Origin of the sequence: Brevibacillus ginsengisoli (assembly GCF_050113715.1) — a bacterium.
Taxonomy (GTDB): Bacteria; Bacillota; Bacilli; order Brevibacillales; family Brevibacillaceae; genus Brevibacillus_H; species Brevibacillus_H ginsengisoli.
The window spans coordinates 48,304-72,577 of sequence record NZ_JBNJQR010000002.1 but is presented as its reverse complement, the minus strand read 5'-3'; the positions used below and the strand labels follow the sequence as shown (position 1 = coordinate 72,577).

The following is a 24,274-nucleotide window of genomic DNA, read 5'->3' as shown; positions in this document are numbered from 1 at the left end:
GTTCCTCCTATTTACGCAGGCGTGGGTCTACTGCGTCGCGTATACCATCACCAAACAAGTTAAAGGCTAGCATTGTAATACTGATAAATACCGCTGGGAACATCAGGCGCCATGGATAGTATTTCATCGCAGGCAAGCCTTCTGATGCCATTGTACCCCAAGATGCGATCGGAGCCGCAACCCCTAATCCAAGGAAAGAGAGGAATGACTCTGTAAAGATAGCGGACGGAACAGTTAAGGAAAGTGTAACAATGATTGGACCAAGTGCGTTAGGAATCAAGTGTTTGAAGATGATACGTTTACTATCAGCACCTAAGGAACGAGCAGCTAGCACGAACTCTTGCGCTTTCAGTTGCATCATCTGACCACGGACTATCCGGGCCATCCCTATCCAGCCTGTTATCGACATCGCAATGATGATTGTCAGTACCCCTGGATCCATTACAACCATCAACAAAATAACAACAAGCAAGTATGGAATCGCAAATAAGATATCGGCAATACGCATCATGATTTCATCGACTTTACCACCGAAGAAGCCTGCGATACCACCCCACAGAACACCTAAAAGCAAGTCTGATAGAGCAGCGGCGAAACCAACTTCAAGAGAAATACGAGCACCGTACCAGACACGAACAAAAACATCACGGCCCAGATCGTCAGTGCCGAACCAATGTTCAGCTGAAGGAGCCTTATTCTTGCCGACCAAGTCATTAGAAAAATAGTTGTTGTGTGAAAAGATCGGAACAAAAGTTGCGCAGAGAATCAAGATGATTAAGAAAATAAGCGAAGCCATCGCTACTTTATTCATTCTAAGACGGCGCCAAGCATCTGCCCAGAAAGAAAGACTTGGACGCTTGATTTCTTCCGCCTGGCGGAGGTCCATCGAAATCGGTTGGAAATGTTCTTTTGTTAATTGCATCATTGATTACTCCTTTCCGCCAGTAAGTTTGATACGTGGGTCAATCAATGTATAAAGGATATCGACCACGAGCACTAGAACAACGAGCAATATAGCATAGAAGACAGTTGTACCCATGATAACGGTATAGTCACGGTTACTAATTGAAAGTACGAATTCACGTCCTAAACCTGGAATCCCAAAGATACGTTCGATAACGAATGAACCAGTCAAGATACCAGCAGTCAATGGACCGAGGAATGTGATTACTGGAAGTAAAGCATTACGGATCGCATGTTTTACTGTTGTAACAAAAACACTTAAGCCTTTCGCTTTAGCTGTTTTAATGTAATCTTGTCCAAGTACTTCAATCATGTTGGAACGAGTTAAACGGGCGATGAACGCCAACGGCAATGCTGCTAATGCAAAAGAAGGCAACACTGTGTGTTTAAAAGACTCCCACTTCGCAATCGGGAACCAATGCAATTCAATTGCAAAGAAATACTGATAAAGCGCTGCAAGGATAAAGCTTGGTACTGATAATCCCAGTACGGCAATAATCATTGCGGTGTAGTCTTGCCATTTGTTATGGCGAAGAGCTGCAATTACTCCGAGGGCAATCCCCCCAAATACTGCGATAGCAAGTGCTTGTAAACCTAAGTGTAAGGAAACAGGGAAGCCGCGATTAATAATATCATTCACGTTGGAAGACTTTTCAGAAAATGAAGGACCTAAATCCCAAGTAACTACCCTTCCCAAGTACTCAACGTATTGTTCGCTAACCGGTTTATCAATACCGTAATGTTGCTTAAGAGCTTGCAAAATTTCAGGTGGAACATTCTTCTCAGCAGTAAAAGGACCACCAGGCACTGCTTGCATTAGGAAAAAAGTAGCAGTGACGATCAAGAATAGAGTGATGACCATGAAAACAAGACGCTTGCCAATGTAACGAATCATCTACTTACCTCCTTATAAGATTATGAGTGCTTTCACTTCCCATCTTTACACTGTAGATTTCTCTTTTGTTTAAAACAGTGCAAAAATCGATTGTGTAACATGCCCTATTTTTTATCTCTTGCGATGAGCTTTCTCTATTTATCTATATAAAGCCTTATGGCAGGCATCCCATTGGGACAAGCCATGTGTTGGTGCATAAGCTGAGGTATATGGAAGACCATATACCTCAGCCCCGCAACAATCCTATCAGTTCAAACTTCTGATTATTCTTTCGTAGCCCATTTGAAGTCTACGTGTCCAAGTCCGTCGACAACCACGCCTTTAACCTTATCGTTCTTCACCCAAGAGTTGGTGTAGAAGTAGATTGGGGCAACTGGCATTTCATCCATAAAGATTTTCTCAGCTTGAGCCAAGATGTCTTTACGTTTTGCTGGATCCTTCTCAAGAGCAGATTTATTCAAGAGATCTTTGAATTGTGGATTTTCCCAACGAGTATCGTTGTTTCCACCTTTCTTATCCTTGAAGAGCTCCAAGAAGTTGATTGGATCGTTGAAGTCTCCCAACCAACCCATACGACCGATTTGGAAGTTACCTTGATGCAAGTCTTCGATGTAAACTTTCCACTCTTTGTTTTCAAGTTTAACATCTACTCCAAGAGCTTTCTTCCATTGGTCTTGGATTGCTTCAGCAATTTTCTTATGTCCTTCGGAAGTGTTGAAGGAAAGAGTGATTGGAGGCAATTTGGTCATTCCAAGTTCTTTCAGACCTTCATCCAGAAGTTGTTTCGCAGTAGCTGTATCGTTATCTTTGAAGTAGCCATCTTTGTTCGGCATACCCATGGAGAGTGGAACAGCGCCCATTGCAGGAAGTTGTCCAGCTTGTAAGATATTGTCGATTACTGCTTGACGATTGATTGCGTAAGCGAATGCTTTACGAACTTTCACGTTGTTGAACGGTGGTTTTTCTGTATTAAATTTATACCAATAAGTACCTGCGATTGGCTGAGTAGTCATTTTGCCAGATTGTTTCAATGCAGGGATTGCATCAGTTGGCAAAGAGCTAAGTGGTGCACCAGCCCAATCAAGTTCACCGTTATCGAACATGGAGAGTTCTGTATTTTCATCCTCAACCATAGAGAATTCGATCTTATCAAGTTTTACAGTATCTTTATCCCAGTAGTTGTCGTTTTTGGAAATAACCAATTTGCTCTTATGTTGCCAATCATCCATTTTGAAAGGACCGTTTCCAACGATTGTTTTCGCTTCGGCAGCCCACTTAGGATCTTTCTCAACTACTGCTTTATCCACTGGATAGTAAGTAGGGAATGCTGTTAACTCCAAGAAGAAAGGAGTTGGGTTTTCGAGTTTAACTTCCAATGTTTTGTCGTCAAGTGCTTTGACGCCAACATCATCAAGCTTTGCTTGGCCTTTGTTCGCTTTTTCACCATTTTTGATGTAATACAATTGGTAAGCGTAGTTGGATGCAGTTTTTGGATCGAGAGCACGCTTCCAAGCAAATTCGAAGTCTTTCGCAGTTACAGGATCACCATTGCTCCATTTCGCATCGCGAAGGTGGAATGTGTAAGTGAGCAAGTCTGGAGAAACATCGATTTTCTCTGCTGCAGAAGGTTGTGCTTTTCCATCAGCATCCGTACGAGTTAATCCGTCGAATAAAGCTGTTACTACAGCGTGAGAGGTAGAGTCTTCAGCCAATCCTGGGTCAGCTGTTGGCGGCTCAGAGTGCAAGTTCATTTTCAAAACTTTTGCTTCACCAGAGTTAGATGGTGCAGCAGCTGGAGTTTGAGTGTTGCCTTGAGTAGGCTGAGCTTTGTCTGTTCCACCGCAACCTGCTAATGCAGTACCAAGAACCAAAACGGAACTAACTAATGCGAATACGCTTTTCTTCAACGTAAATACCCCCATTATTTCTTTTTTGTTTTTTCAGAAAAAGAGAACAATAAGCAAAACAATTTGTTTACTCTATTTTGCGTTTGTTTTCTGACTTTTTTAAATATACCAACTCCTTTCTCTATATAGCAACTTCGTCATCGAGAACGTAACTGAAGGAGTCTTTGTATTGCTTCAGTTCCAGTGAAACATCAGCAGCAACTATTCCTTCAATTTGTGAGAGACGTTCATTGACGAAGTGGATTAACTCATCATTGTCGTGAAAGCAGGCTCGAATCATTAAGTCGTGTTTTCCACTGTACGCACCGACGAATCGGACTTCACAAAAATTGTTCAGTTCTTCGGCAACACTCTTTTGCATGCCAAGCTTTGTCGTCAAACTTATTATTGCCTGTACCTGCAAACCGAGTTTCTCCGGATTCACCTGTATCACAAATTCGAATACTTCATCTTGCAACAGCTTGGCGATCCTTGCTCGAATGGTCCCCTCGCTCACACCCAGCAGATTGGCAATCTCGGTGTAAGGAGTTCGACCGTCTAACTGAAGAATCTGTAAAATCTGTTTATCAATTTGGTCAATTTTCTTCACACCTACCACTCCTATACTAGCTTCATCTACAGGTAGATGGACAACCAACTTTCCGTTTATGCAAGGAACCAACTCTTTTTTTTACGAAAATCGCAAAAAATCTTAACAATCTGCCTGTTAATTTAAAAATAAACTGAAAACACACTTGTGTCAACGAATTTTGACAAGTAGAAAAATAAAAAATTATAAATAGATTCCGTTCAATAAATAAAATTTTAAATACTTAAATAAAAAATAATTAAGTTTAGGTATGTATTGGTATAAATAGAAAAGTGCGTCAAATCACGTTTTTCCGATTGTTGAAATAACTAGAATCCGATGAAAGCGCTTTAAAAGAAACTATTTCATTCTACCGTTTTTTCTAGCATTCCTTTCATTTGAACAAGAAAATTATAAACATTTATAAACTAAGAGTTGGGGTTTTCGTCTTTTTTTGTTGAATGAACATACATCTTGCATAAATCGCGGGAGTCAAGGGAAAGACCAATCATGTGGTCTTATCCCTACTCCGCCCTGATTTTACATCTTAGCAATAATGCCATGTACGAGTTGTAAGAATTGAGCTTTCACTCTTTCTGTCGTCTCGATAACCTCTTCATGGTTCAATGGCTGTTCAAGAATTCCCGCCGCCATGTTACTGATGCAAGAGATCCCGAGCACCTCCAGACCGATATGTCGAGCTGCGATTACTTCTGGAACTGTAGACATCCCTACAGCGTCTCCTCCGAGAATTCGCAGCATACGGATTTCGGCTGGCGTCTCATAGGATGGGCCTGTAAAACCGCAGTATACCCCTTCTCGAATGTTAATACCTTGTGCACTGGCTACTTCTTTGGCCAATTGACGCAGACGCTTTGAATACGCTTCAGACATATCCGGGAAACGGACACCCTGGGTCTCGTCGTTTGGCCCGATCAGTGGGTTGCGGAATGTAAAGTTAATATGATCCGAAATGAGCATCAGATCTCCTGGCTGATATTCGGTATTTACGCCACCAGCCGCATTGGTTACCAATATAGTTTCTACACCAAGCGCTTTCATGACACGAACAGGAAACACAACCGCGTCAAGTCCATGTCCTTCGTAGTAATGGAATCTTCCTTGCATGGCAACTACTTGTTTGCCTTCCAAGGTACCGATGACTAACTGTCCCTTGTGACCAACCACAGTGGATTTGGTAAAATGCGGAATGTCTGAATACGGAATTGTTACAGGATTCTCAATTTGATCGGCAAGAATTCCTAATCCTGAACCGAGAATCAAACCGATTTGAGGCTTACTTGTAATTTTGGACTCAATAACGGACTTGGCTTCTTGAATGACGTTCATCAAAAACACTCCCTTTTATAGATAACAGGTACCAACCAAGCAGTTGATTGGTACCCTGAATTTGAATTTCACGGTTTTCTAATTATAAGCGATCAAGGAAGCTGGAGCCCACTTCAGGCAGCTTCACCTCAAAAATATCGGCGATGGTCGCCCCTAAATCGGCGAATGTTTCACGGATTCCCAAATTGACGCCTTCAGAGATTCCTTTATGGAATACAATCAATGGAACATATTCACGAGTGTGATCGGTTCCAGGATAGGTAGGATCATTTCCATGGTCAGCGGTAATAATGAGGAGATCCTTCTCTTGCAACGCAGAAAGAAGCTCAGGAATACGCGCGTCAAAATCCATTAGCGCTTGACCATATCCTTCAGGATCACGGCGATGACCGTACTTGGCGTCAAAATCCACCAAATTCACAAAGCTTAAGCCAGTAAAGTCCTGCTTCATCGTAGCTAAGAGTTGATCTACGCCATCCATATTGTCTTTCGTCCGAATAGACTTGCTGATTCCTTCATCCGCGTAGATATCCGAGATTTTACCGATCGCAATGGAGTCATACCCACCGTCTACCAGACGGTTCATTACAGTCGGACCAAAAGGCTTAACAGAGTAGTCATGACGATTAGGGGTACGTGTAAAGGCACCAGGTTTCCCAATGAACGGACGGGCGATTACGCGGGTGACGGAATACTCATCTTTCAACGTAAGTTCGCGCGCAACCTCGCAGATTCGATACAGTTCTTGAAGCGGAACAATCTCTTCATGGGCAGCCACCTGGAACACGCTATCTGCGGACGTATACACAATTACGTCTCCTGTTTCCATATGTTGTGCGCCTAATTCGTCCAGAATCTCGGTCCCGGAAGCTACTTTGTTGCCAATTACCTTCCGACCGATTCGTTTCTCAAACTCCTGGATTAATTCTTGCGGGAAGCCATTTGGAAATGTATTAAAAGGTGTAGACACATGAAGGCCCATGATTTCCCAATGACCAGTTGACGTATCTTTTCCTACTGAGATTTCATTCATTTTGCCATAGTGGGCAGTTGGATGCGCAACCGCTTCTACATTCTTTAATGGAGCGATATTGCCTAATCCAAACTTCTGAAGGTTAGGAAGAGCAAAGCCTTTTACGGTTTCAGCTATATGTCCGAGTGTATGCGACCCTACATCATTAAATCGAGCCGCATCCGGCAATTCACCAATCCCTACACTATCCATGACAATAAGAAAGACTCGATTAAACTGTTTACTCATAAGTAGAACCTCCTATAATGTCGTTAGACGTCTGACGACTAGTTTGAAAAAAGAGAGCCTATGCTCTCGGGTGAGTTTTGGCATAGACATCTTTAATTCTTGACCGAGTAATATGCGTGTAGATTTGGGTTGTGGATATATCAGCATGTCCCAACATTTCTTGAACGGATCGTAAATCCGCTCCATTCTCCAAGAGATGCGTGGCGAAGGAATGCCTTAATGTATGGGGCGTAATCTCCACTGTAATCCCGGCCTTCATCGCATATTTCTTGATCAGTTTCCAAAACCCTTGTCGGGTAATCTTCTTTCCTAAATGATTCAGGAAAAGAGCCGATTCTGTTTTTGCTTTCAGTAACCTAGGTCGGCCTGCTTGTATGTATTGTTCAACCACATCAATCGCAATTCGACCAAGTGGAATGATTCGTTCCTTAGAACCCTTCCCCATACACTTGAGGAAACCCATTTCCAGATTAACGTCGCTGATCTCCAGGTTGACCAGTTCGGATACACGAATTCCAGTCGCATAGAGCATTTCCAGCATGGCTTTATCACGCAATCCTGCTGGGGAAGACATATCGGGTCCTTCTAACAGCAACTCCACGTCTTGTACAGAGAGAACTTTGGGTAATCGCTTCTCAATCTTCGGTGTCTCCAAATGAATCGAAGGATCGTTTTGAATCCATTTGTCCTTGATCAGAAACTGATAAAAGGCGCGGATTGATGCCATATTGCGTGAGATCGTGGCAGTTGCCCGACCTTTCTCCTGCAATTGCAAGAGATACCCGATAATATGCGTCCGTGAAGAATCCTGAATGTCTTTGACGCCAACTTCTTGCAAATATGCCGTAAACATCACCAGATCTCGTTGGTACGATTCAAGTGTATTGGCGGACAATCCTTTTTCGACGGCGAGAAAGTGGGTAAAATGATCAATGAGCATATCCATAAGTTGTATCCCTTTCAACGTGGATTCATCACGTAATGAATTCCACATCTGCAAAGGAAAATCCTCTTTCCTTACTCGCCTTCAAGGTAAAATAATTGCAGCCGTTCAAAATCAAAAACTTCATCTTCTGATTTATTCTCATGAAGAAGCTTCACCACTTTTACCGCATTCCCAACTGGTTCCCGGTACGGATTTGCTGGCAAGAAGTGATCAGATAAAAACGTAATCACTCCATAACTAAGCAATGCACAGGTGACAAAAAGCAAGAAAAACCGAATCAATTCCATCATACGGCGTATGTATAGGCCCATACAAGTGTCATCCTCACAAACTTTTTCCTATAGCTTATTCACAAGCAATAAAGTACATGCTTAAACGCTCATAAAAGCTAGGAATCATCCTCCATTATCATGCCACAGATAAGTTGATCTCAAACAAAAAACTCCTCTCTTAACGAGAGAAGTTCTGATTACTTGAAGTCTTCAATATTTACATGGTCGATGCATCGGTTACAAACACCATAAAACGTTAAGCGATGATCCAATATCGTAAAGTTATAAGCAGTTCTCACGCGTTCCTCCGCGCTAGTCAGAAGGTCCTCGAATATCTCATCGACAGTTCCACATTGCAAACAGATCAAATGATGGTGATGATATTCGGAATTGTCATCACGAAGATCGTACCGTGCAACTCCATCGCCAAAATTCATTTTGTGTATCAGTTTAAGTTCACTTAATAATTCCAATGTCCGATATACCGTGGCGAGTCCGATCTCTGGGGCTTTCTCTTTCACTAAGAGATACACGTCTTCTGCACTCAAGTGATCCTGTTCGTTTTCCAGAAGGACACGAACTGTGGCTTCTCGCTGTGGCGTCAATTTGTAGTTATGGGAATGTAACTGCTGCTTGATTTTTTCTATTTTTTCTTCCATTACTGCCCCTCCCCGCTCGCATGAAACCTGTTCCTATTATAGTAGAGGGGAATCAGTTAAGTCAAATACATCCGTTATTATATGAGAATTATTCTTAATTAATGCTTAATGAATAACATACTTCATGATCGTCGGAGAAACATAGCTTTCGAACAGCGCCGCAACCGTAAGAACGGCCACCATACTGACAATCAATAAGCTGTATCTGATAAAATGCGGCCAAATCTCATCTCTGTGGGAAAGCAGCCGCGTCCTGATTAAACGCAACGAGAAGGAGATTCCCGCCACACCAATAAGGATGAACGCAGGTACAATCAACATATTTTGCGGGAGAACTCCAGCGAGCGAGAAGGTCATTCCCTGCCACTGAAATTGATTCACCAAAAATCCTACCGTAAAGCCGATTACAATCCCTTTCAAAAAAAGCATGAGCAAGATAATGGGGACACCGATTATCGATAAGCCAAATAACCACATAATTCCTACGGTCTTGAGATAATATCCCATCGCTTGACCAAAATGTTCATTGGGATCAGGAATACCGTTCTGACTCATGTTCTTAAAAAAGTATTGGAGAAAACCAAATAAATCCTGCTTCTGGGAGAGTGTCAAGGAATTAACGATGATGGCTCCAAAAATAACCCCCATCGCAAACAAGACAATGGTAAACACATATAGTGACTGATTTTCTTTCAATGAGCTCTGGATAGTTTGTCCCATGCGTTTACGCACTTAAGCCGCCTCCCCACAAACTAGTTAATTAACTGTATGTGAGGAGTGGTACAAGTATTCCTAACCCGAGAAAACACGTCCATAAGTGCCTGCTCCGCCTGCTGTAACGGACAAATTTCCTGTTCGAGCTCGCTGTATGCTTATAGCCAGTTTCTCCCCTACAACCTGCGCTAATTCTTCATATTCCACGCGATGCAGGATGTTCATTTCGGTTCCAAAGGCAAGGTAGAGTTTTTCGCGGGACTTTGCTCCCAATCCTGGAATGAACTCCAGTGGAATCTGTTCAATGTAAGGGGGCCGATGAGACGGGTGCTGTCCCAAAGGCAACTCAGCGAGCTCTATAATTCGTTCATCCACCCCGCGGATTACGGACTTATACCCGCAATGCGGACACCTGCCATCGAGAGTTTGCGGCAAGGGTTGCTTACAAGATTGACAGGTCGTCTGATGGTATTTCCCGAGTTGCGGAAGTAATCCATAATTAACAAGAACACCTCGTCCATCCTCACGGCGAAGCGCTTTCATCCACTCATGAAAACTGGGCTCTAACAAGGTCAATTTCTGATACTCTCGTCCGATTTTGGGCAGTGAGTGAGCATCTGAATTGGTTAAGAACGTCTTGTCATGCAGCTCTTGTAGCCTGTCCGCCATATTCGTATTGGCACTTAGTCCCAATTCAACAGCCAAAACCAGTGTCGGATCCATAATTTCGCCCATATGATCAGTACAGTTCCCGTACATTCCTTTATGCGGGGTAAACACATGGGCAGGTATAATGGTGCCTCCCCATTCCCTCACGACCTGTTGAAGCTCACGCAAATTGGTTTGGATTCGTTGTGAGCTTACGGTGATGTTTGTGCATCTTTTCTCAAGCCATGCGGTGAACTCCTTCATATGGGCTAGATCCGGCAGGTAGCAGAGAAAATGGGCCTCACCGCGATTCGCTTCCTTCACCTCTACTTCGCTTCCCAGAATAAGCGTCGTGTTCTTATATCGAATCCCGCCTTGAGAAAGCTGTGTTGCTTGTCCTGTTTCCAGCAAATCTTCGAGTTCTCTTTGCACTTCAGGAACATGAGAATCAATGATCCCGATGATCTCAATTCCTTTGCGTTCTGAGGCTTCCTCCAGAATACGGGTGAGTGTCATATTTCTCGACGCTGTGATTTTGACTGGTTTACCTGATTGTGTCGCGCCAATATGGATGTGAAGATCCGCAAAATAGCTAGCAAGAGATTCGGTCATCCTCGCAGCACCCGGTTCTCCCATGCGAACAGCGCCATTACTGTCTTGGCATCGCAGATTTGGCCTTCTGCATGGAGTTGTTTGGCTTCATCCAACGTCAAATGCATCAGCTCGACGAATTCATCCTCATCCGGATGAAATTCTCCTACAGTCAAGTCTGTCGCCAAATACAGGTGCAACAGTTCATTGGCAAACCCCGGAGAGGTATAAAATGAGCTAATATGTTCAAATTTGCCTGCTTTATAACCTGTTTCTTCTTCTAATTCACGTATTGCGCAATCGAGGGGCTTTTCGCCTTTTTCCAGTTTACCCGCCGGAATCTCCACAATGGAGAGCTCCAAAGGTTTACGAAACTGGCGGACTGCCACCAATTTGCCATCTAACGTCAACGGGATAACCGCAACCGCTCCCTGATGCTCAACGATTTCCCGCTTGGATGTATTTCCATTTGGCAGAAGCACTTCATCCACTTTAACCTTGATGACTTTTCCTTCATAAATGGGTGTGCTCGAGATTGTTTTTTCGTATAATCGATCGTTTACTTGCTCACTCATGCGTGTCATCTCCTTTTTCCAACTCGGTTCTAAATCAATGTAACCTCCCATATGTTGTTTCAGAAAGCAACAACTTGTCCAAGCTACTATACGGGAGGTTATGGAACTTATGAAAACGTATACGAGTCCTCAACATTTGCGCCTTGTTGGCAAGGCTTGGGAAATTCGTGCAGCTCTTCGAACCCTTACTCAGCATCCCATAACTTTGCAAGAGTTTCTAGTACGTCTTGATCGAGGAAGTAAGCGCTAGTACGTTGTTGTAAAGTGCTCCAGATGCGATTAGCCACATGCGCAACAACATAGCTTGTTTGAAATAAGGAAGCGTCCTGGTATAAATCCCGCCCCATCGTCCGAATGGGTTCGGGATATTTTTGTTGAATCCGTTCAAGTTCCTCCACCGATGGAGCGGGTAAAGAAATCATGTGATGCTTACTTCTTGGTGAAGGCTGATTCAATTGAGCAAGAAGAATATCATCTCGGAAATCGCCAAAAATAGGGAGTGGAACTAAAACAGAACATAACGCCAATTTGAATAATACCGTATGTGTATGATGACTCAGTCCAACATGAGCGGGGCGTGAATCAGCAAATTGAATACGAGGAACGCAGATTGGTATTCCTTGCAAAATGGTGACCGCATGAATGATATCCGCCAATTGAACTCCGCTGAACCCATAAGGTGTGCTGGTTCCCACAACACCAGGGCCAAGCATGCAGAGAATAATATCGGCTTGTGCGATTTCCTTTGCGGCGAGTAAACCCGTATAGATATTTACAGCTTCGAGGTCTCCTCCCCACGCGTGCCCAACAGTAACCGTGGAGGATAGTATTCCCTTTTGTTTCAGATAATGAACGTGCCGGCTTATCGCAATTGGCAGGGAAGCGCCATCTGGCATCACATACACGAGCTTGCAGCCAGAATCTCTTTGGTAAAGACTAAGCGCCACCATCGGCAGCATACTATGAAGCTCCCCTATGATGACTGGCGTATGGTTAAGATTCGCGCTCTCACCGACAAAATAGGAATGATACGGGCTATTTTCCTCTTCAACGGCGTCTACCGCCATTTGCATAGGAGAGTATCTTTGCTTCATAATATGTCCCCATTGACTTGGAAAATAGTCAATAGCGAAAGCCTGGTTGCATTTACTAACAACAATATGGTACCCCCCCGTTCCCAGGTCAAGGGCAACCGCTGTGGTATTCACCAACACCCGATCTCCTAATTGACAACGCAGTTCACGCCCCGTCAAATAAAAGGCTTGTTCGACTCGCCCTGTCTCTTGCATTCTGATTCGAAGGAATTGAATTTGTGGTTGTGTGTCCAAGATCTCAACTACTTCAGCGTTAGCCAGCTGCAGCATTTCACCACTCCTTCTACAGCCAAGATTCAATTCATCCTATGCAAATGAATGCAAGAAAAGCCCAGGGAATCCCTGGGCTTTTGCTTTTCTCATGTGATTATTCCAAGCACTCGGATACAATCGCAACCACTAATTCAGCCGCTTTGTTCAACTCTTCAATCGGCATGCGTTCGTTTGTTGTATGAATTTCTTCGTATCCAATTCCGAAGTTCACGGTTGGAATCCCGAAACCGTTAAACACGTTACCGTCGCTTCCGCCACCGCTCTTCTCCAATACCGGTTCACGGTCTACACGACGAATAGCTGCCATCGCCTTTTTAACAACGGGCTCTGATTCGCCAAACTTGAAGCCGTGGTACATGAAAATCACTTCATTCTCACAACGCGCGCCAAGTTCGGAAGCCGCGGATTCAAAAGCGGCCGTCATTTTTTTCACTTGCTCTTCCAATTTATCCATTACAAGACTGCGCGCTTCAGACCAAACTTCTACGTAATCCGCTACGATGTTGTACGCTTTGCCACCTTCGAAGCGACCGATATTCGCTGTTGTATCAGCGTCAATGCGACCCAGTGGCATACGTGAAATAGCCTTGCTAGCAACAGTAATGGCGCTCACTCCAGCCTCTGGATTTACGCCGGCATGCGCCGCTTTACCGTGAATTTTGGTAACGATGCGGTATTGACCAGCACCTGCTGTGATGATCTCACCAACTTTACCGGTAGAATCAAGAATGAAGCCCATATCCGCTTTCAGGAGGCTGCTATCCATCGCGCGAGAGCCAACTAAACCAGATTCTTCCCCGATTGTAAAGGCAACCTGAATGGTAGGATGCGGAAGGTTTTGCTCTTTAATCGTACGGATCCCTTCGAAAATAGCAGAAATCCCGGCTTTATCATCCGCGCCAAGAATCGTTGTGCCATCTGAGTGTACATACCCATCACGAACAGATGGTTTAATGCCTTTTCCAGGTACAACGGTATCCATATGGCAGCTGAACAGGATGACTGGACCTGGAGCCGTTCCTTGCAAGGTTCCGACCAGATTGTTTCCACCAAAACCTGTTTTTTGCGCTGCGTCGTCTTCCTCTACTGTGAACCCAAGCGAGATTAGTCTTTCCTTCAATACTTTGTTAATTTGTTGCTCGTGCTTCGTTTCACTATCAATTTGGACAAGTTCAAGGAACTCATTCAGTAAGCGTTCTTGATTAATCATCGTCATACCCTCCTCGACTGGAACTCATATGTATCAATGAATCCCAGTATACCGCAAAAAAGAATAGATGCCCACCACGACAATCAAACTTTTTTTATAACGGGATGTTTCCATGTTTCTTCTTCGGACGTGTTTCTTCCTTATTCCGCAACATTTCAAGAGACATCTTCAAATGCTTGCGTGTCTCCCGTGGATCGATGACATCATCCACCATTCCGTGCTCGGCCGCCACGTATGGGTTTGCGAACATTTCTCGATATTCGCTAATCTTTGCCTGTCTGGTTGCCTGTGGATTATCACTTTGCTCGATTTCTTTGGCAAAGATGATATTGGCCGCACCCTCTGGACCCATCACGGCAATTTCGGCATTGGGCCACGCATAGACAACATCCGCTCCAATTGCCTTGGAGTTCAGGGCAACGTATGCGCCACCGTACGCTTTGCGGGTGATCACAGAGATTTTGGGCACAGTCGCTTCCGAATAGGCATAGAGGATTTTGGCACCGTGACGGATGATCCCGCCATGCTCCTGATTAATTCCCGGGAAGAAGCCCGTTACGTCAACAAACGTAATCAATGGAATGTTGAAGGAATCACAAGTGCGGATAAAACGCGCCAGCTTGTCCGAAGAATCAATATCGAGTCCACCAGCCATTACTTTTGGTTGATTGGCGATCAAGCCTACACTCTGTCCGTCAATTCTTCCATACCCGACGACAATGTTTCGCGCAAAGTCAGGCTGAACCTCCATGAAATCTCCGTTATCGACGATGAGTTCCAATACCTTTTTGACATCGTAAACTTTTGTGCCCGCTACCGGAACCAGATCGATAATCTCCTCCAGCCAATCACCAGCCGGTCCCGTATATTCTATGCGAGGTGCTTCTTCTTTATAATTCTGTGGCAGGAAGCTTAGAAGATGACGTACTTGTTCCAATATTTCTTCTTCAGTGGGTGCGGTAAAATGCGCGTTCCCGCTAATCGACGAATGTACGCTGGCTCCACCTAAATCTTCACTGGAGATTTTTTCTCCCGTTACGGTTTCGATTACCTTAGGTCCGGTGATAAACATCTGTGAGGTTTTCTCCACCATGAACACATAATCCGTAATCGCTGGCGAATAAACCGCTCCACCGGCACAAGGGCCTAAAATAACGGAAATTTGCGGGACGACACCCGAGTAGATCGAGTTACGGTAAAAAATATGGCCATAACCATCAAGCGATACAACCCCTTCTTGAATGCGGGCCCCGCCTGAGTCATTCAAACCAACCACAGGAGCGCCATTCTTGGCAGCCAAATCCATGATGGTGGCAATCTTACGGGCGTGCATTTCTCCTAGCGCTCCGCCAAATACCGTAAAGTCCTGAGCAAACACGTAGATCAATCGTCCATTGATTTTTCCGTAGCCTGTCACTACACCTTCACCAGGCGCTTCCAACTTATCCATACCAAAGTTGGTCGCTCGATGTTTGATAAAGGGATTCAATTCGACAAACGTGTCAGGATCCAAGAGAATGTCAATTCGCTCACGAGCGGTCAGTTTTCCCCTGTTGTGTTGAGCTTCAATACGATCATCCCCGCCGCCAAGCTCAACCTTTCGCTTCCGATCGTAAAGCTCATTAATTTTTTCGTACATTGCGTCACTCATGAAACTATTCCCCTTTTTTCGGATATTGGCACAATTCGAAAAGAACGCCGCCTGTTGCCTTCGGATGGATAAAGCCGATTAGCGCTTCATGAGCACCTTGCTTCGGTATTTCGTGAATCAGCTTCACTCCGTTTTCTTTTAACCGCGCGAGACGTTCCTCCACATTGTCAACATCTAGTGCGATGTGGTGAATTCCTTCGCCACGCTTTTCAATAAACTGGGCAATCGGACTCTCTGGCGAAGTAGGCTCCAACAGTTCAAAGCGGCTTTCACCAATACTTAAAAAGGCCACTCTTACTTGCTCGCTCTCCACCATTTCTGTGCCTACCAGCTTTAGTCCGAGCTGATTTGTGTAAAACGGTAGAGCTTCTTCTAAATTTTTTACCGCAATCCCAATATGAGCAATTTTGTTTGGTGGCTGTTGCAAGGTCATCTGTTTGGCACCGACCGAATTTCGAATAAAATCGGCTGTTACCTTGGTAGGTGTACCTGGTGTGAAAATAGCTGCAATCCCCTGTGATTTCAAAAACGGGATATCTTCATCCGGTATGACACCACCGCCAACCACTAAAATATCATCGGCTTGTCGTTCGTGAAGCAATCGAACGACTGTTGGGAATAGTTCATTATGTGCTCCAGACAAGCAGGAAAGTCCGATGACATCGACGTCCTCTTGAATGGCCGCGTTGACAATTTGTTCAGGTGTTTGTCTTAAACCCGTATAAACAACTTCCATTCCTTCATCACGTAGCGCTTGGGCTACTACCAACGCTCCACGGTCATGCCCATCTAGCCCTGGCTTCGCTACCAGTACACGTATTTTTCTCTCCATGAATATTCCCCCTACACAGTCTAAACCGCTCTATACTCTCCAAAAACATCACGCAGTACACCACATATTTCTCCAATGGTGGCATAACTTTTCACACAATCAAGAATTATTGGCATAAGATTATTGGTGCCTTGAGCAGCTTCGCGAAGTCGATTGAGCGTTTGCTCAACTTGAACTTGATCACGGCGCGCCCGCAAGTCATCCAGTTTCTCTTTTTGTTTAACTCCGAGAGATGGGTCTACTCGAAGAAGCTCTGGCTGTGGTTCATGATCGAGCTTGAAGCTGTTCATACCGATCACTTTTTCTTCGCCAGTTTCTATTTTTCGTTGAGTTTCATACGCTTGCTTGTGGATTTCACGCTGCATGTACCCCGCTTCAACCGCAGATACCGCTCCACCCATGCGTTCGATCTTTTCCATATATTCTAACGATTTTGATTCTATTTGGTCGGTCAGATACTCGACATAATAGGAGCCAGCCAATGGATCGACGGTATCTGTAACACCACTTTCATGGGCAATAATCTGTTGAGTACGAAGAGCGATGCGCGCTGAATCTTCTGTAGGCAAAGCTAACGCTTCGTCACGTGAATTCGTATGCAAGCTTTGTGTTCCGCCTAGGACAGCAGCTAGCGCCTGAATGGTCACACGCACAATATTATTGTCTGGTTGTTGCGCGGTTAATGTTGAACCACCTGTTTGTGTATGAACGCGGAATTGCCATGATTTTGGATTCTTCGCTCCATATTTCTCTCGCATCAGTCTCGCCCAAATTCTGCGGGCTGCGCGGAATTTGGCAATCTCCTCGAAGAAATTGTTATGTCCATTAAAGAAGAAGGACAGCTGAGGGGCAAAGTCATCAATATCCAAACCAGCTTGAATCGCCGCTTCGACATAAGCAATACCGTCCGCAAGGGTAAACGAGACTTCCTGAACAGCTGTTGAACCAGCCTCCCGAATGTGGTACCCACTAATCGAGATGGTATTCCACTTCGGCACATGTTCAGCACAGTAGGCAAAAATATCCGTAATCAGACGCATAGATGGCTTCGGTGGAAAAATGTAAGTTCCTCGGGCAATATATTCCTTCAAAATATCGTTTTGAATAGTTCCCGACAACTGTTTGGATGAGGCTCCCTGTTTCTCGCCTACAGCAATATACATCGCCAAAAGCACAGCGGCCGGCGCGTTAATCGTCATCGAAGTACTTACTTTATCCAATGGAATACCTTCTAGAAGAGTTTCCATATCTTCGAGTGAATCGATTGCCACACCGACTTTCCCAACCTCTCCTCTAGCCATTGGATCATCCGAGTCGTAACCAATTTGAGTTGGTAAATCAAACGCGACACTTAAACCCGTTTGACCTTGTTCAAGTAAATAGCGAAAACGTTTATTGGTCTCCTCTGCGGAACCAAACCCCGCATATTGGCGCATCGTCCAAAAACGGCCCCGATACATCGTTGGTTGGACTCCTCGTGTATAAGGAAATTCGCCCGGAAAACCAATGTTATCCATGTAAGCGCCATCAATTTCATCTGGCAAATATACCCGATCTACTTCGATATTAGACGAAGTAGTGAATTGTTGTTTCCTTTCAGGATTTTTTTCAAGTCGCTTGTTTACTTGTTGTTGCCACTCTTGAAAGAGTTGGGTAAAATCGTTCTTGGACACAAAAGCCCCTCCCCATTCCCAGGATTCGGTATACATAACACTTTTTTAATTTTCTCATTTAATTTTAGCATAGCTGAATGCATTTTCAACGGAGCAATGATAGAAATCCATCTGTATTTTCATTATATTCGCAAAAAGTTACGAACAAGGTGGTGAAAAGGAATGAAACGGTCTACAGTCGCAAAAATTATTTTGGTCTTACTTGCCCTTTCTTTGATCATTCCTTCGTTCTTAATTGTAAGATAATATCGATCAGACTTCTAGATCGCTTAAAATCAATTGGCTTGCCCAATTATAGTGGCAGACAGATAAAACAAACCCCTCTCATTTAATTGAGAGGGGTTTGTTCATCCTTAACGGTAAATTACGATGCTTTCTGTTTTTGCTTCCCAAGTAAGTTTGTATTTCAAGGTGTTGGATACCATTGTGATCGGGATCATTGGCATTCCGTTCTTCACTTGAACCGCAACTGGCAATTTTACATCGACATTGTTTACCTTGGCGATATTGGAGCCTACCGTAAACTTGATTTGCGTGCTTCCACTAGTGACGCTCGCCGCTGTTGGGCTCCACACAGTAGTTAGACCAAGTCCTTCTTTAAAGAACTGAGCCGGTACCAAGGTGTTGTTGTTCAACGTATATGGAGCTGCTTTAAGCGGAAGAGCTTTACCATTTACGGTATAGGTAGCAGAGTTCAATTTTAAGCGTGCAGCGCTAGCAGGCAAAGTAGCTGCAGGTGCGGCACCACCGATCGCTACGGTACGGGAGAAGAGCGCATTCTTCTCTGCAGAAGTGTAAACTCCAATGGTGTAATTGCTTGCAGACGCAGGTGTTACGATATTGGAAGCTTCACCTACCACCACATTCACGGCAGAATTCGTCGTGAGATCTTGAGATGGATAAATGATCAGGTTTTGACCACGAGTAGTGACATAACTTGGAATCGAACCATTCACGGACACTGCTGCCGTATTAATGTAGGCAGGCACGCGGAAACCAGACGGTAAAGAAAGTTCCAAGAAGTCACGGTTTTTCACCAACGGCATGCCTAGGCCCTTAATTCCAACAGTAAGACCAGTTGCCGTGTTCAACGTAGATTTCGACAATCCAACGGTTGCTGTTGTGTTGTTGACAGGTGTTGGATTCGTTGGAACTGTTGGATATGTTGGATTCGTCGGTGTTGTTGGATACGTAGGTGTCACACTGGATCCTGTAATATCAAAGCTCTTGGTTGTAATCGTTTTGCTGTTTGCAGTAGCTTTGATTTGATAAGAACCTGATGTTTTTGGATTTTGAATAGTAGAATAGTAACTAAATACGATCTTTACTTTGTTGGAAGACGAAAACGAACTAGGTGTAGTGATCGATACGTTTTTACCAGATGGATATACTCCGTTCTTTACGGTTTTACCGTTTACGGTAACGTATTGAGATTCGATATACCCTGGCAACATGTCAGAGCTCGGGAATTCCAGATCAATTGTATCTCCGTAAGAAACATCCTTGCTGCCGAAATCCAGATCAATGGTATAGCTGCTGCGTTCTCCAGCGCTACTGGATGAGAGTGTCACGGTACCACTCGAAGAACTGGAACTGGAGCTTGAAGAGGAAGAACCATTTTTGGTAATCTTCACATCCTCAGAAGTGTATTTGGTACCGCTATATTTCACATTGAAATTGTAGGTATCCGCTTTTGATGGGTTTTGAATTCCCGCGTCTTTATCAAATTTGATGGTAAGGTCTTTATCACCATTTGCACCAGAAGGAACTTTAATATTTACTTGGTTATCACTAACCATTTGAATATCATCTGGCTCGTAGCCGTTAACCTCTACGTACTTTTCTTTAATGCTATTCGGAAGCATGTCTTTGGTTGGGAAGATTACGTAGATCGTATTTCCTTTTGAAAGTTTATTATCTAAACTAATTTCACCAAGCTCAATACCCGTATCTTCACCTGTTTTGGTTGAATCCATATCTACATTAAAGTCATCACTTGAGCTGTTGTGACTTCCGCTTCCGCTTCCGCTTTTACTTCCTTTGGTGATGGTCACGTCATCAGAACTTTCCCAGGAGGTTTCCTGATCAGTTTTAACTTTAAAGACATAGTCCTTGGCACTTTTCGGATTGCGAATTTTATCAAACTTAATCTCGATTTCATCGTTTTTATCAAGGTTTTCATTAATGGTAATGGTTACAGTTGAACTATCAACAGAAACTGATTTCGGGCTTTTACCGTTAACTTCGACCGTGCTTTTGCTTATACGGTCGTCCTTTGGATAATAGCCGTTAGGGAATAGAATTTTGATGTCCTCACCTTTCTCCAAATCTTCTTCAGGTGTGAAGGTCATCGTATACTCGGAATCTTCATCCGCCTTATCATCATCAGCTTCTACTTTAAAATCAGAAATTGCGAATGCTTTCGGAGTTGCTACAAACGGACTGGCAATCAGGGTACTCGCCAAAACAACCTGCAGTCCTTTTCTTACATTCTTCTTCATATTTGTCCTCCCATAATCTACTAATATATTTTCTGAAAATAGACCCGATAGACGTATTCAAGTTTACCATAAATAGCTATCTAAGGGAACGTTCAGCCAACTTTTTATCATTATTTATCAGATACTGACGTTATCTTCCTGCCCCCTCTCTTATCATGACGTAGTATTTGTCAAAAAAGTTACATGATTTTCTAATCTTTTTTGATCGACAAAGTTTGATAAATATTCTGCATATTAGAAATCTTGCTTTCCGATAACTAAAAAAACCAAGGAGCAGTATCTCCTTGGTTTTTGGACATTAATAAATTTTGGTTTCAGTGCCGATAGCTTCCAGCTTTTGCTTGACGCTTTGCAGGAAACGACCGCATACCAGACCGTCTAATACGCGGTGGTCCAATGACAGACAAAGGTTAACCATCGAGCGGATCGCAATCATGTCATCCACGACAACTGGTCGTTTCACGATGGATTCGACGCTTAAAATCGCTGCTTGCGGTGAATTGATGATCGGCGTAGACAATACGGACCCAAATGAACCGGTATTGTTCACGGTAAATGTACCGCCAGACATATCGTCCATTGTCAATTTGCCCGCTCTTGTGCGATTTGCCAGGTCCTCAACGGATTTGGCGATGCCATAAATTGATTTCTGGTCCGCACCTTTAATGACAGGAACATACAATGCCTCGTCCGTCGCTACCGCGATCGAAATATTGATGTCTTTTTTCACGATAATCTTGTCGCCTGCCCATGTAGAGTTGAGCATAGGAAACTCTTTGAGCGACTCCACGACCGCTTTGATGAAGAATGGAAGGAAGGTCAGATTGAGTCCTTCTTTTTGTTTAAACTCGTCTTTTACCTTGTTGCGGAATTTGACGAGATTCGTAACATCCACTTCTACCATAGTCCAAGCGTGCGGAGCATCATGTTTGCTTTGAACCATCCGGGAAGCAATTGTTTTACGGATAGGCGTTACTGGTATCACCTGGTCACCGGAAGCAACCGGAATATCGTAGGTAACTTCTTTCGCTGACGCCGCGGCAGTTGTTGAAGGGGCGCTTGTAGTTGTCATCGGTGCTACTTGAGCTGCAACCTCCGCAACCGGTGTGGCAACAGGTGCTACTACTGCTTGACCGCCTTGGTCGATAATTGATTGAACGTCCTTGCGCGTAATACGTCCCTCCGCGCCAGTTCCATGAACACGAGATAGATCAATGTTGTGTTCTTGGGCAAGACGCATCACTGCCGGAGAATATCGTTGCTTGCTGCCTGCATTCACAGCGGTTGTTGCTTGCGCGGCAGGAGCTGTCTGAACAACAGGAGATGTTGCTGTTACCTGGCTGGTTGCTACAGGTGCCGCTGTTCGTTCTGCTACCGCTGTAGGAGCTGTTGCTGTTGAAGTAGTCGTTACTGCATCGGCTGCGGCACCGCTCTCCTCGATGTAGAGGATCAGCGTACCGACCTCAACTGTCTCTCCTTCAGGAACAACAATTTCGGTCACTCGGCCAGAAACTGTTGAGGGTACTTCTGCGTTTACTTTATCGGTGGTCACTTCCGCTAATGGATCGTATTTATTTACCACATCTCCAGGTTTAACCAACCATTTGGAAATGGTACCTTCTGTTACACTCTCCCCTAATTGGGGCATTAACACTTTGGTTGCCATGCTCTGTCCTCCTTGAATGTTAGAAGTGCGCCAATTCACGCATTGCTTCTAGGACTTTGTCGGGATTCAGCATAAAGAATTTTTCCATAGGCGGGCTGTACGGCATAGCAGGCACATCAGGGCCGCATAGGCGTTTGATCGGCGCATCCAGTTCAAACAAGCAATGCTCAGCAATAATCGCTGCTACTTCACCGCCGATACCGCCTTCTTTATTATCCTCATGGATGATCAGAACTTTACCTGTTTTGGTTGCCGCTTCAATAATCGCTTCCTTGTCTAAAGGATAGAGCGTACGCAAATCAAGCACGTGAGCACTAATACCTTCCTGAGCCAGCTTCTCAGCGGCTTGCAAGGCAAAATGCAAGGTCAATCCGTATGAAATAACCGTGATGTCCGTTCCTTCACGTTTTACATCCGCCTTCCCGATCGGAAGTACATAATCCGTGTCTGGAACTTCTCCTTTGATCAGGCGATAGCAGCGTTTATGTTCAAAGAACAAGACCGGATCGTTATCGCGAATCGCAGCTTTCAACAAGCCTTTGGCATCATACGGGGTGGAAGGAGCCACAATCTTGAGACCTGGTGTGCTGTTAAACATTGCTTCAACTGATTGAGAGTGATAAAGCGCTCCGTGCACTCCTCCACCAAACGGCGCGCGAACCGTGATTGGGCAATGCCAATCTCCATTGGAACGATAGCGCATTTTGGCTGCTTCACTCACGATTTGGTTCACGGCTGGCATAATAAAATCAGCAAACTGAATTTCCGCAATCGGACGCATGCCATAAGCCGCGGCACCGATGGCTACCCCTGCGATTGCAGACTCGGCTAACGGTGTGTCCATAACGCGATCTTCACCAAACTCATCAATTAATCCATTGGTAGCGCGAAATACTCCACCACGTACTCCGACGTCTTCTCCCAATACGAATACGTTGGGATCACGACGCATTTCCTCGCGCATCGCCATGGTAATCGCATCAATAAATGAAATGACTGCCATTCTTCTTCCCCCTTATTCGTAAACGTTCGTCAGAGTAGACTCAGGTGCAGGATACGGCGCGTTTTCTGCATATTCTGTCGCTTCGTCCACTTCAGCTTGCACTTTTTTGAGCAGTTCCTGTTCTTTTGCTTCATCTAGCAATCCAACTTCTTTGAGATAGTTAGCGAATTGAATGAGTGGGTCTTTCTTCTTCGCTTCCTCTACCTCTTCGCGTGTACGATAGACGCGGTCGTCGTCATCACTGGAGTGCGGCACAAGACGGTAGGTCACGGCTTCAACCAAGGTTGGTCCTTCGCCTCTGCGTCCACGATCCACAGCTTCTTTAACCACGCGGTAAACTTCAATTGGATCATTTCCGTCAACGCTTACGCCCGGGAATCCGTAACCGATGGCACGATCCGCGACGCTTGCGCAAGCCAATTGCTTTTTGAGCGGAACAGAAATCGCGTATTTATTGTTTTCACAGAAAAAGACGACTGGAAGCTTATGAACCCCAGCGAAGTTCGCTCCCTCGTGGAAGTCTCCCTGGTTGCTGGAGCCTTCTCCAAAGGAAGTGAATACTGCGAGGTCTTTTCCTTGCATTTTGCCAGCAAGCGCAATCCCTACAGCATGAGGAACCTGCGTGGTAACCGGACTTGAACCTGAGAGGATATTGAATTTTTTTCCGCCGAAATGACCAGGCATTTGTCGACCGCCGCTGTTCGGATCTTCCGCTTTCGCGAAAGCGGAGAGCATTGTATCTCTCGCGGATTGACCCATTACGAGGACAACGCCAAGATCGCGGTAATATGGGCAAGCGTAATCTTTTCCTTTTTCAAAAGCGAAGGCAGCTCCTATTTGTGCCGCTTCCTGTCCTTGACAAGAGATAACGAATGGCACCTTACCCGCACGGTTTAACAACCATTGACGTTCATCCAGTTTACGTGCAAGCAGCATGTAATAATACATATCAAACACTTGTGTATCCGTAAGACCGACCGCCTGATGACGATTTTGAGTCGAGTTGGTCATAATCTGCATGC

The 24,274-nt window shown here is 44.6% G+C and carries 22 protein-coding genes; 1 reads left to right on the top strand and 21 read right to left on the bottom strand.

From position 1 onward, the window contains the following. Window positions 1–7 precede the first annotated feature (7 nt). The 12 genes from ACQCN2_RS03885 to ACQCN2_RS03830 all read right to left on the bottom strand — a co-directional run bounded on the left by ACQCN2_RS03885 (window position 8) and on the right by ACQCN2_RS03830 (window position 11,349). The gene (locus ACQCN2_RS03885) at window positions 8–925 is read right to left on the bottom strand and encodes an ABC transporter permease (RefSeq protein ID WP_426927587.1); all 918 of its coding nucleotides are present in this window, start codon (window positions 923–925) and stop codon (window positions 8–10) included. 3 nt (window positions 926–928) lie between these two features. Continuing rightward, complete coding sequence (locus ACQCN2_RS03880) at window positions 929–1,858, bottom strand: ABC transporter permease (protein WP_426927586.1); 930 nt, start codon at window positions 1,856–1,858, stop codon at window positions 929–931. A 263-nt stretch (window positions 1,859–2,121) separates the two neighbouring features. After that, window positions 2,122–3,765, bottom strand: coding sequence for a peptide ABC transporter substrate-binding protein (locus tag ACQCN2_RS03875; protein ID WP_426927585.1), 1,644 nt, complete (start codon window positions 3,763–3,765; stop codon window positions 2,122–2,124). 121 nt (window positions 3,766–3,886) lie between these two features. Then, window positions 3,887–4,354 carry an Lrp/AsnC family transcriptional regulator gene (locus tag ACQCN2_RS03870; protein ID WP_426927584.1) on the bottom strand — a complete coding sequence of 156 codons (468 nt, stop codon included), beginning with the start codon at window positions 4,352–4,354 and terminating at the stop codon, window positions 3,887–3,889. Between the two features lie 519 nt (window positions 4,355–4,873). After that, window positions 4,874–5,683, bottom strand: a complete 810-nt coding sequence (locus ACQCN2_RS03865; RefSeq protein WP_426927583.1) for a purine-nucleoside phosphorylase — start codon at window positions 5,681–5,683, stop codon at window positions 4,874–4,876. Between the two features lie 82 nt (window positions 5,684–5,765). Further along, the gene (gene deoB, locus ACQCN2_RS03860) at window positions 5,766–6,944 is read right to left on the bottom strand and encodes a phosphopentomutase (RefSeq protein ID WP_426927582.1); all 1,179 of its coding nucleotides are present in this window, start codon (window positions 6,942–6,944) and stop codon (window positions 5,766–5,768) included. Window positions 6,945–7,002: 58 nt separating this feature from the next. After that, window positions 7,003–7,890, bottom strand: a complete 888-nt coding sequence (xerD, locus tag ACQCN2_RS03855; protein ID WP_426928160.1) for a site-specific tyrosine recombinase XerD — start codon at window positions 7,888–7,890, stop codon at window positions 7,003–7,005. A 71-nt stretch (window positions 7,891–7,961) separates the two neighbouring features. Next, window positions 7,962–8,201 (bottom strand): DUF4227 family protein, encoded by a 240-nt coding sequence (locus ACQCN2_RS03850; RefSeq protein ID WP_426927581.1) that lies wholly within the window; start codon window positions 8,199–8,201, stop codon window positions 7,962–7,964. A 158-nt stretch (window positions 8,202–8,359) separates the two neighbouring features. Further along, window positions 8,360–8,821, bottom strand: coding sequence for a ferric iron uptake transcriptional regulator (gene fur, locus ACQCN2_RS03845; RefSeq protein ID WP_426927580.1), 462 nt, complete (start codon window positions 8,819–8,821; stop codon window positions 8,360–8,362). 105 nt (window positions 8,822–8,926) lie between these two features. Next, window positions 8,927–9,553: a stage II sporulation protein M gene (gene spoIIM, locus ACQCN2_RS03840; RefSeq protein ID WP_426927579.1), complete on the bottom strand. Its 627-nt coding sequence runs from the start codon at window positions 9,551–9,553 to the stop codon at window positions 8,927–8,929. 60 nt (window positions 9,554–9,613) lie between these two features. Then, window positions 9,614–10,795, bottom strand: a complete 1,182-nt coding sequence (locus tag ACQCN2_RS03835) for an endonuclease Q family protein (protein ID WP_426927578.1) — start codon at window positions 10,793–10,795, stop codon at window positions 9,614–9,616. Next, a complete protein-coding gene (locus ACQCN2_RS03830; protein ID WP_426927577.1) occupies window positions 10,792–11,349 on the bottom strand; it encodes an NUDIX hydrolase in 558 nt (185 codons plus the stop codon). Before ACQCN2_RS03830 ends, ACQCN2_RS03835 begins: the two co-directional genes overlap by 4 nt. A gap of 100 nt (window positions 11,350–11,449) precedes the next feature. Here ACQCN2_RS03830 and mciZ point away from each other — a divergent pair, with 100 nt between their 5' ends. Beyond that, window positions 11,450–11,599, top strand: a complete 150-nt coding sequence (gene mciZ, locus ACQCN2_RS03825; RefSeq protein WP_426927576.1) for a Z-ring formation inhibitor MciZ — start codon at window positions 11,450–11,452, stop codon at window positions 11,597–11,599. On the opposite strand, the gene ACQCN2_RS03820 is transcribed toward mciZ, so the two are convergent. The 9 genes from ACQCN2_RS03820 to ACQCN2_RS03780 form a co-directional block, all read right to left on the bottom strand. Next, a complete protein-coding gene (locus ACQCN2_RS03820) occupies window positions 11,535–12,713 on the bottom strand; it encodes a DUF3866 family protein (protein ID WP_426927575.1) in 1,179 nt (392 codons plus the stop codon). The genes mciZ and ACQCN2_RS03820 overlap by 65 nt on opposite strands. A gap of 97 nt (window positions 12,714–12,810) precedes the next feature. Then, a complete protein-coding gene (locus tag ACQCN2_RS03815; RefSeq protein ID WP_426927574.1) occupies window positions 12,811–13,932 on the bottom strand; it encodes a M20/M25/M40 family metallo-hydrolase in 1,122 nt (373 codons plus the stop codon). An 88-nt stretch (window positions 13,933–14,020) separates the two neighbouring features. Then, window positions 14,021–15,577, bottom strand: coding sequence for an acyl-CoA carboxylase subunit beta (locus tag ACQCN2_RS03810; protein WP_426927573.1), 1,557 nt, complete (start codon window positions 15,575–15,577; stop codon window positions 14,021–14,023). A 4-nt stretch (window positions 15,578–15,581) separates the two neighbouring features. Next, window positions 15,582–16,409, bottom strand: coding sequence for a methylmalonyl-CoA epimerase (gene mce, locus ACQCN2_RS03805; RefSeq protein ID WP_426927572.1), 828 nt, complete (start codon window positions 16,407–16,409; stop codon window positions 15,582–15,584). Between the two features lie 20 nt (window positions 16,410–16,429). Continuing rightward, window positions 16,430–18,082: an acyl-CoA mutase large subunit family protein gene (locus ACQCN2_RS03800; protein ID WP_426927571.1), complete on the bottom strand. Its 1,653-nt coding sequence runs from the start codon at window positions 18,080–18,082 to the stop codon at window positions 16,430–16,432. A 353-nt stretch (window positions 18,083–18,435) separates the two neighbouring features. Then, the gene (locus ACQCN2_RS03795) at window positions 18,436–20,583 is read right to left on the bottom strand and encodes a stalk domain-containing protein (protein WP_426927570.1); all 2,148 of its coding nucleotides are present in this window, start codon (window positions 20,581–20,583) and stop codon (window positions 18,436–18,438) included. 298 nt (window positions 20,584–20,881) lie between these two features. Further along, window positions 20,882–22,249: a dihydrolipoamide acetyltransferase family protein gene (locus tag ACQCN2_RS03790; protein ID WP_426927569.1), complete on the bottom strand. Its 1,368-nt coding sequence runs from the start codon at window positions 22,247–22,249 to the stop codon at window positions 20,882–20,884. 19 nt (window positions 22,250–22,268) lie between these two features. Then, window positions 22,269–23,252: an alpha-ketoacid dehydrogenase subunit beta gene (locus ACQCN2_RS03785; RefSeq protein ID WP_426927568.1), complete on the bottom strand. Its 984-nt coding sequence runs from the start codon at window positions 23,250–23,252 to the stop codon at window positions 22,269–22,271. Window positions 23,253–23,264: 12 nt separating this feature from the next. Further along, complete coding sequence (locus ACQCN2_RS03780) at window positions 23,265–24,263, bottom strand: thiamine pyrophosphate-dependent dehydrogenase E1 component subunit alpha (RefSeq protein ID WP_426927567.1); 999 nt, start codon at window positions 24,261–24,263, stop codon at window positions 23,265–23,267. Between the last annotated feature and the right edge of the window lie 11 nt (window positions 24,264–24,274).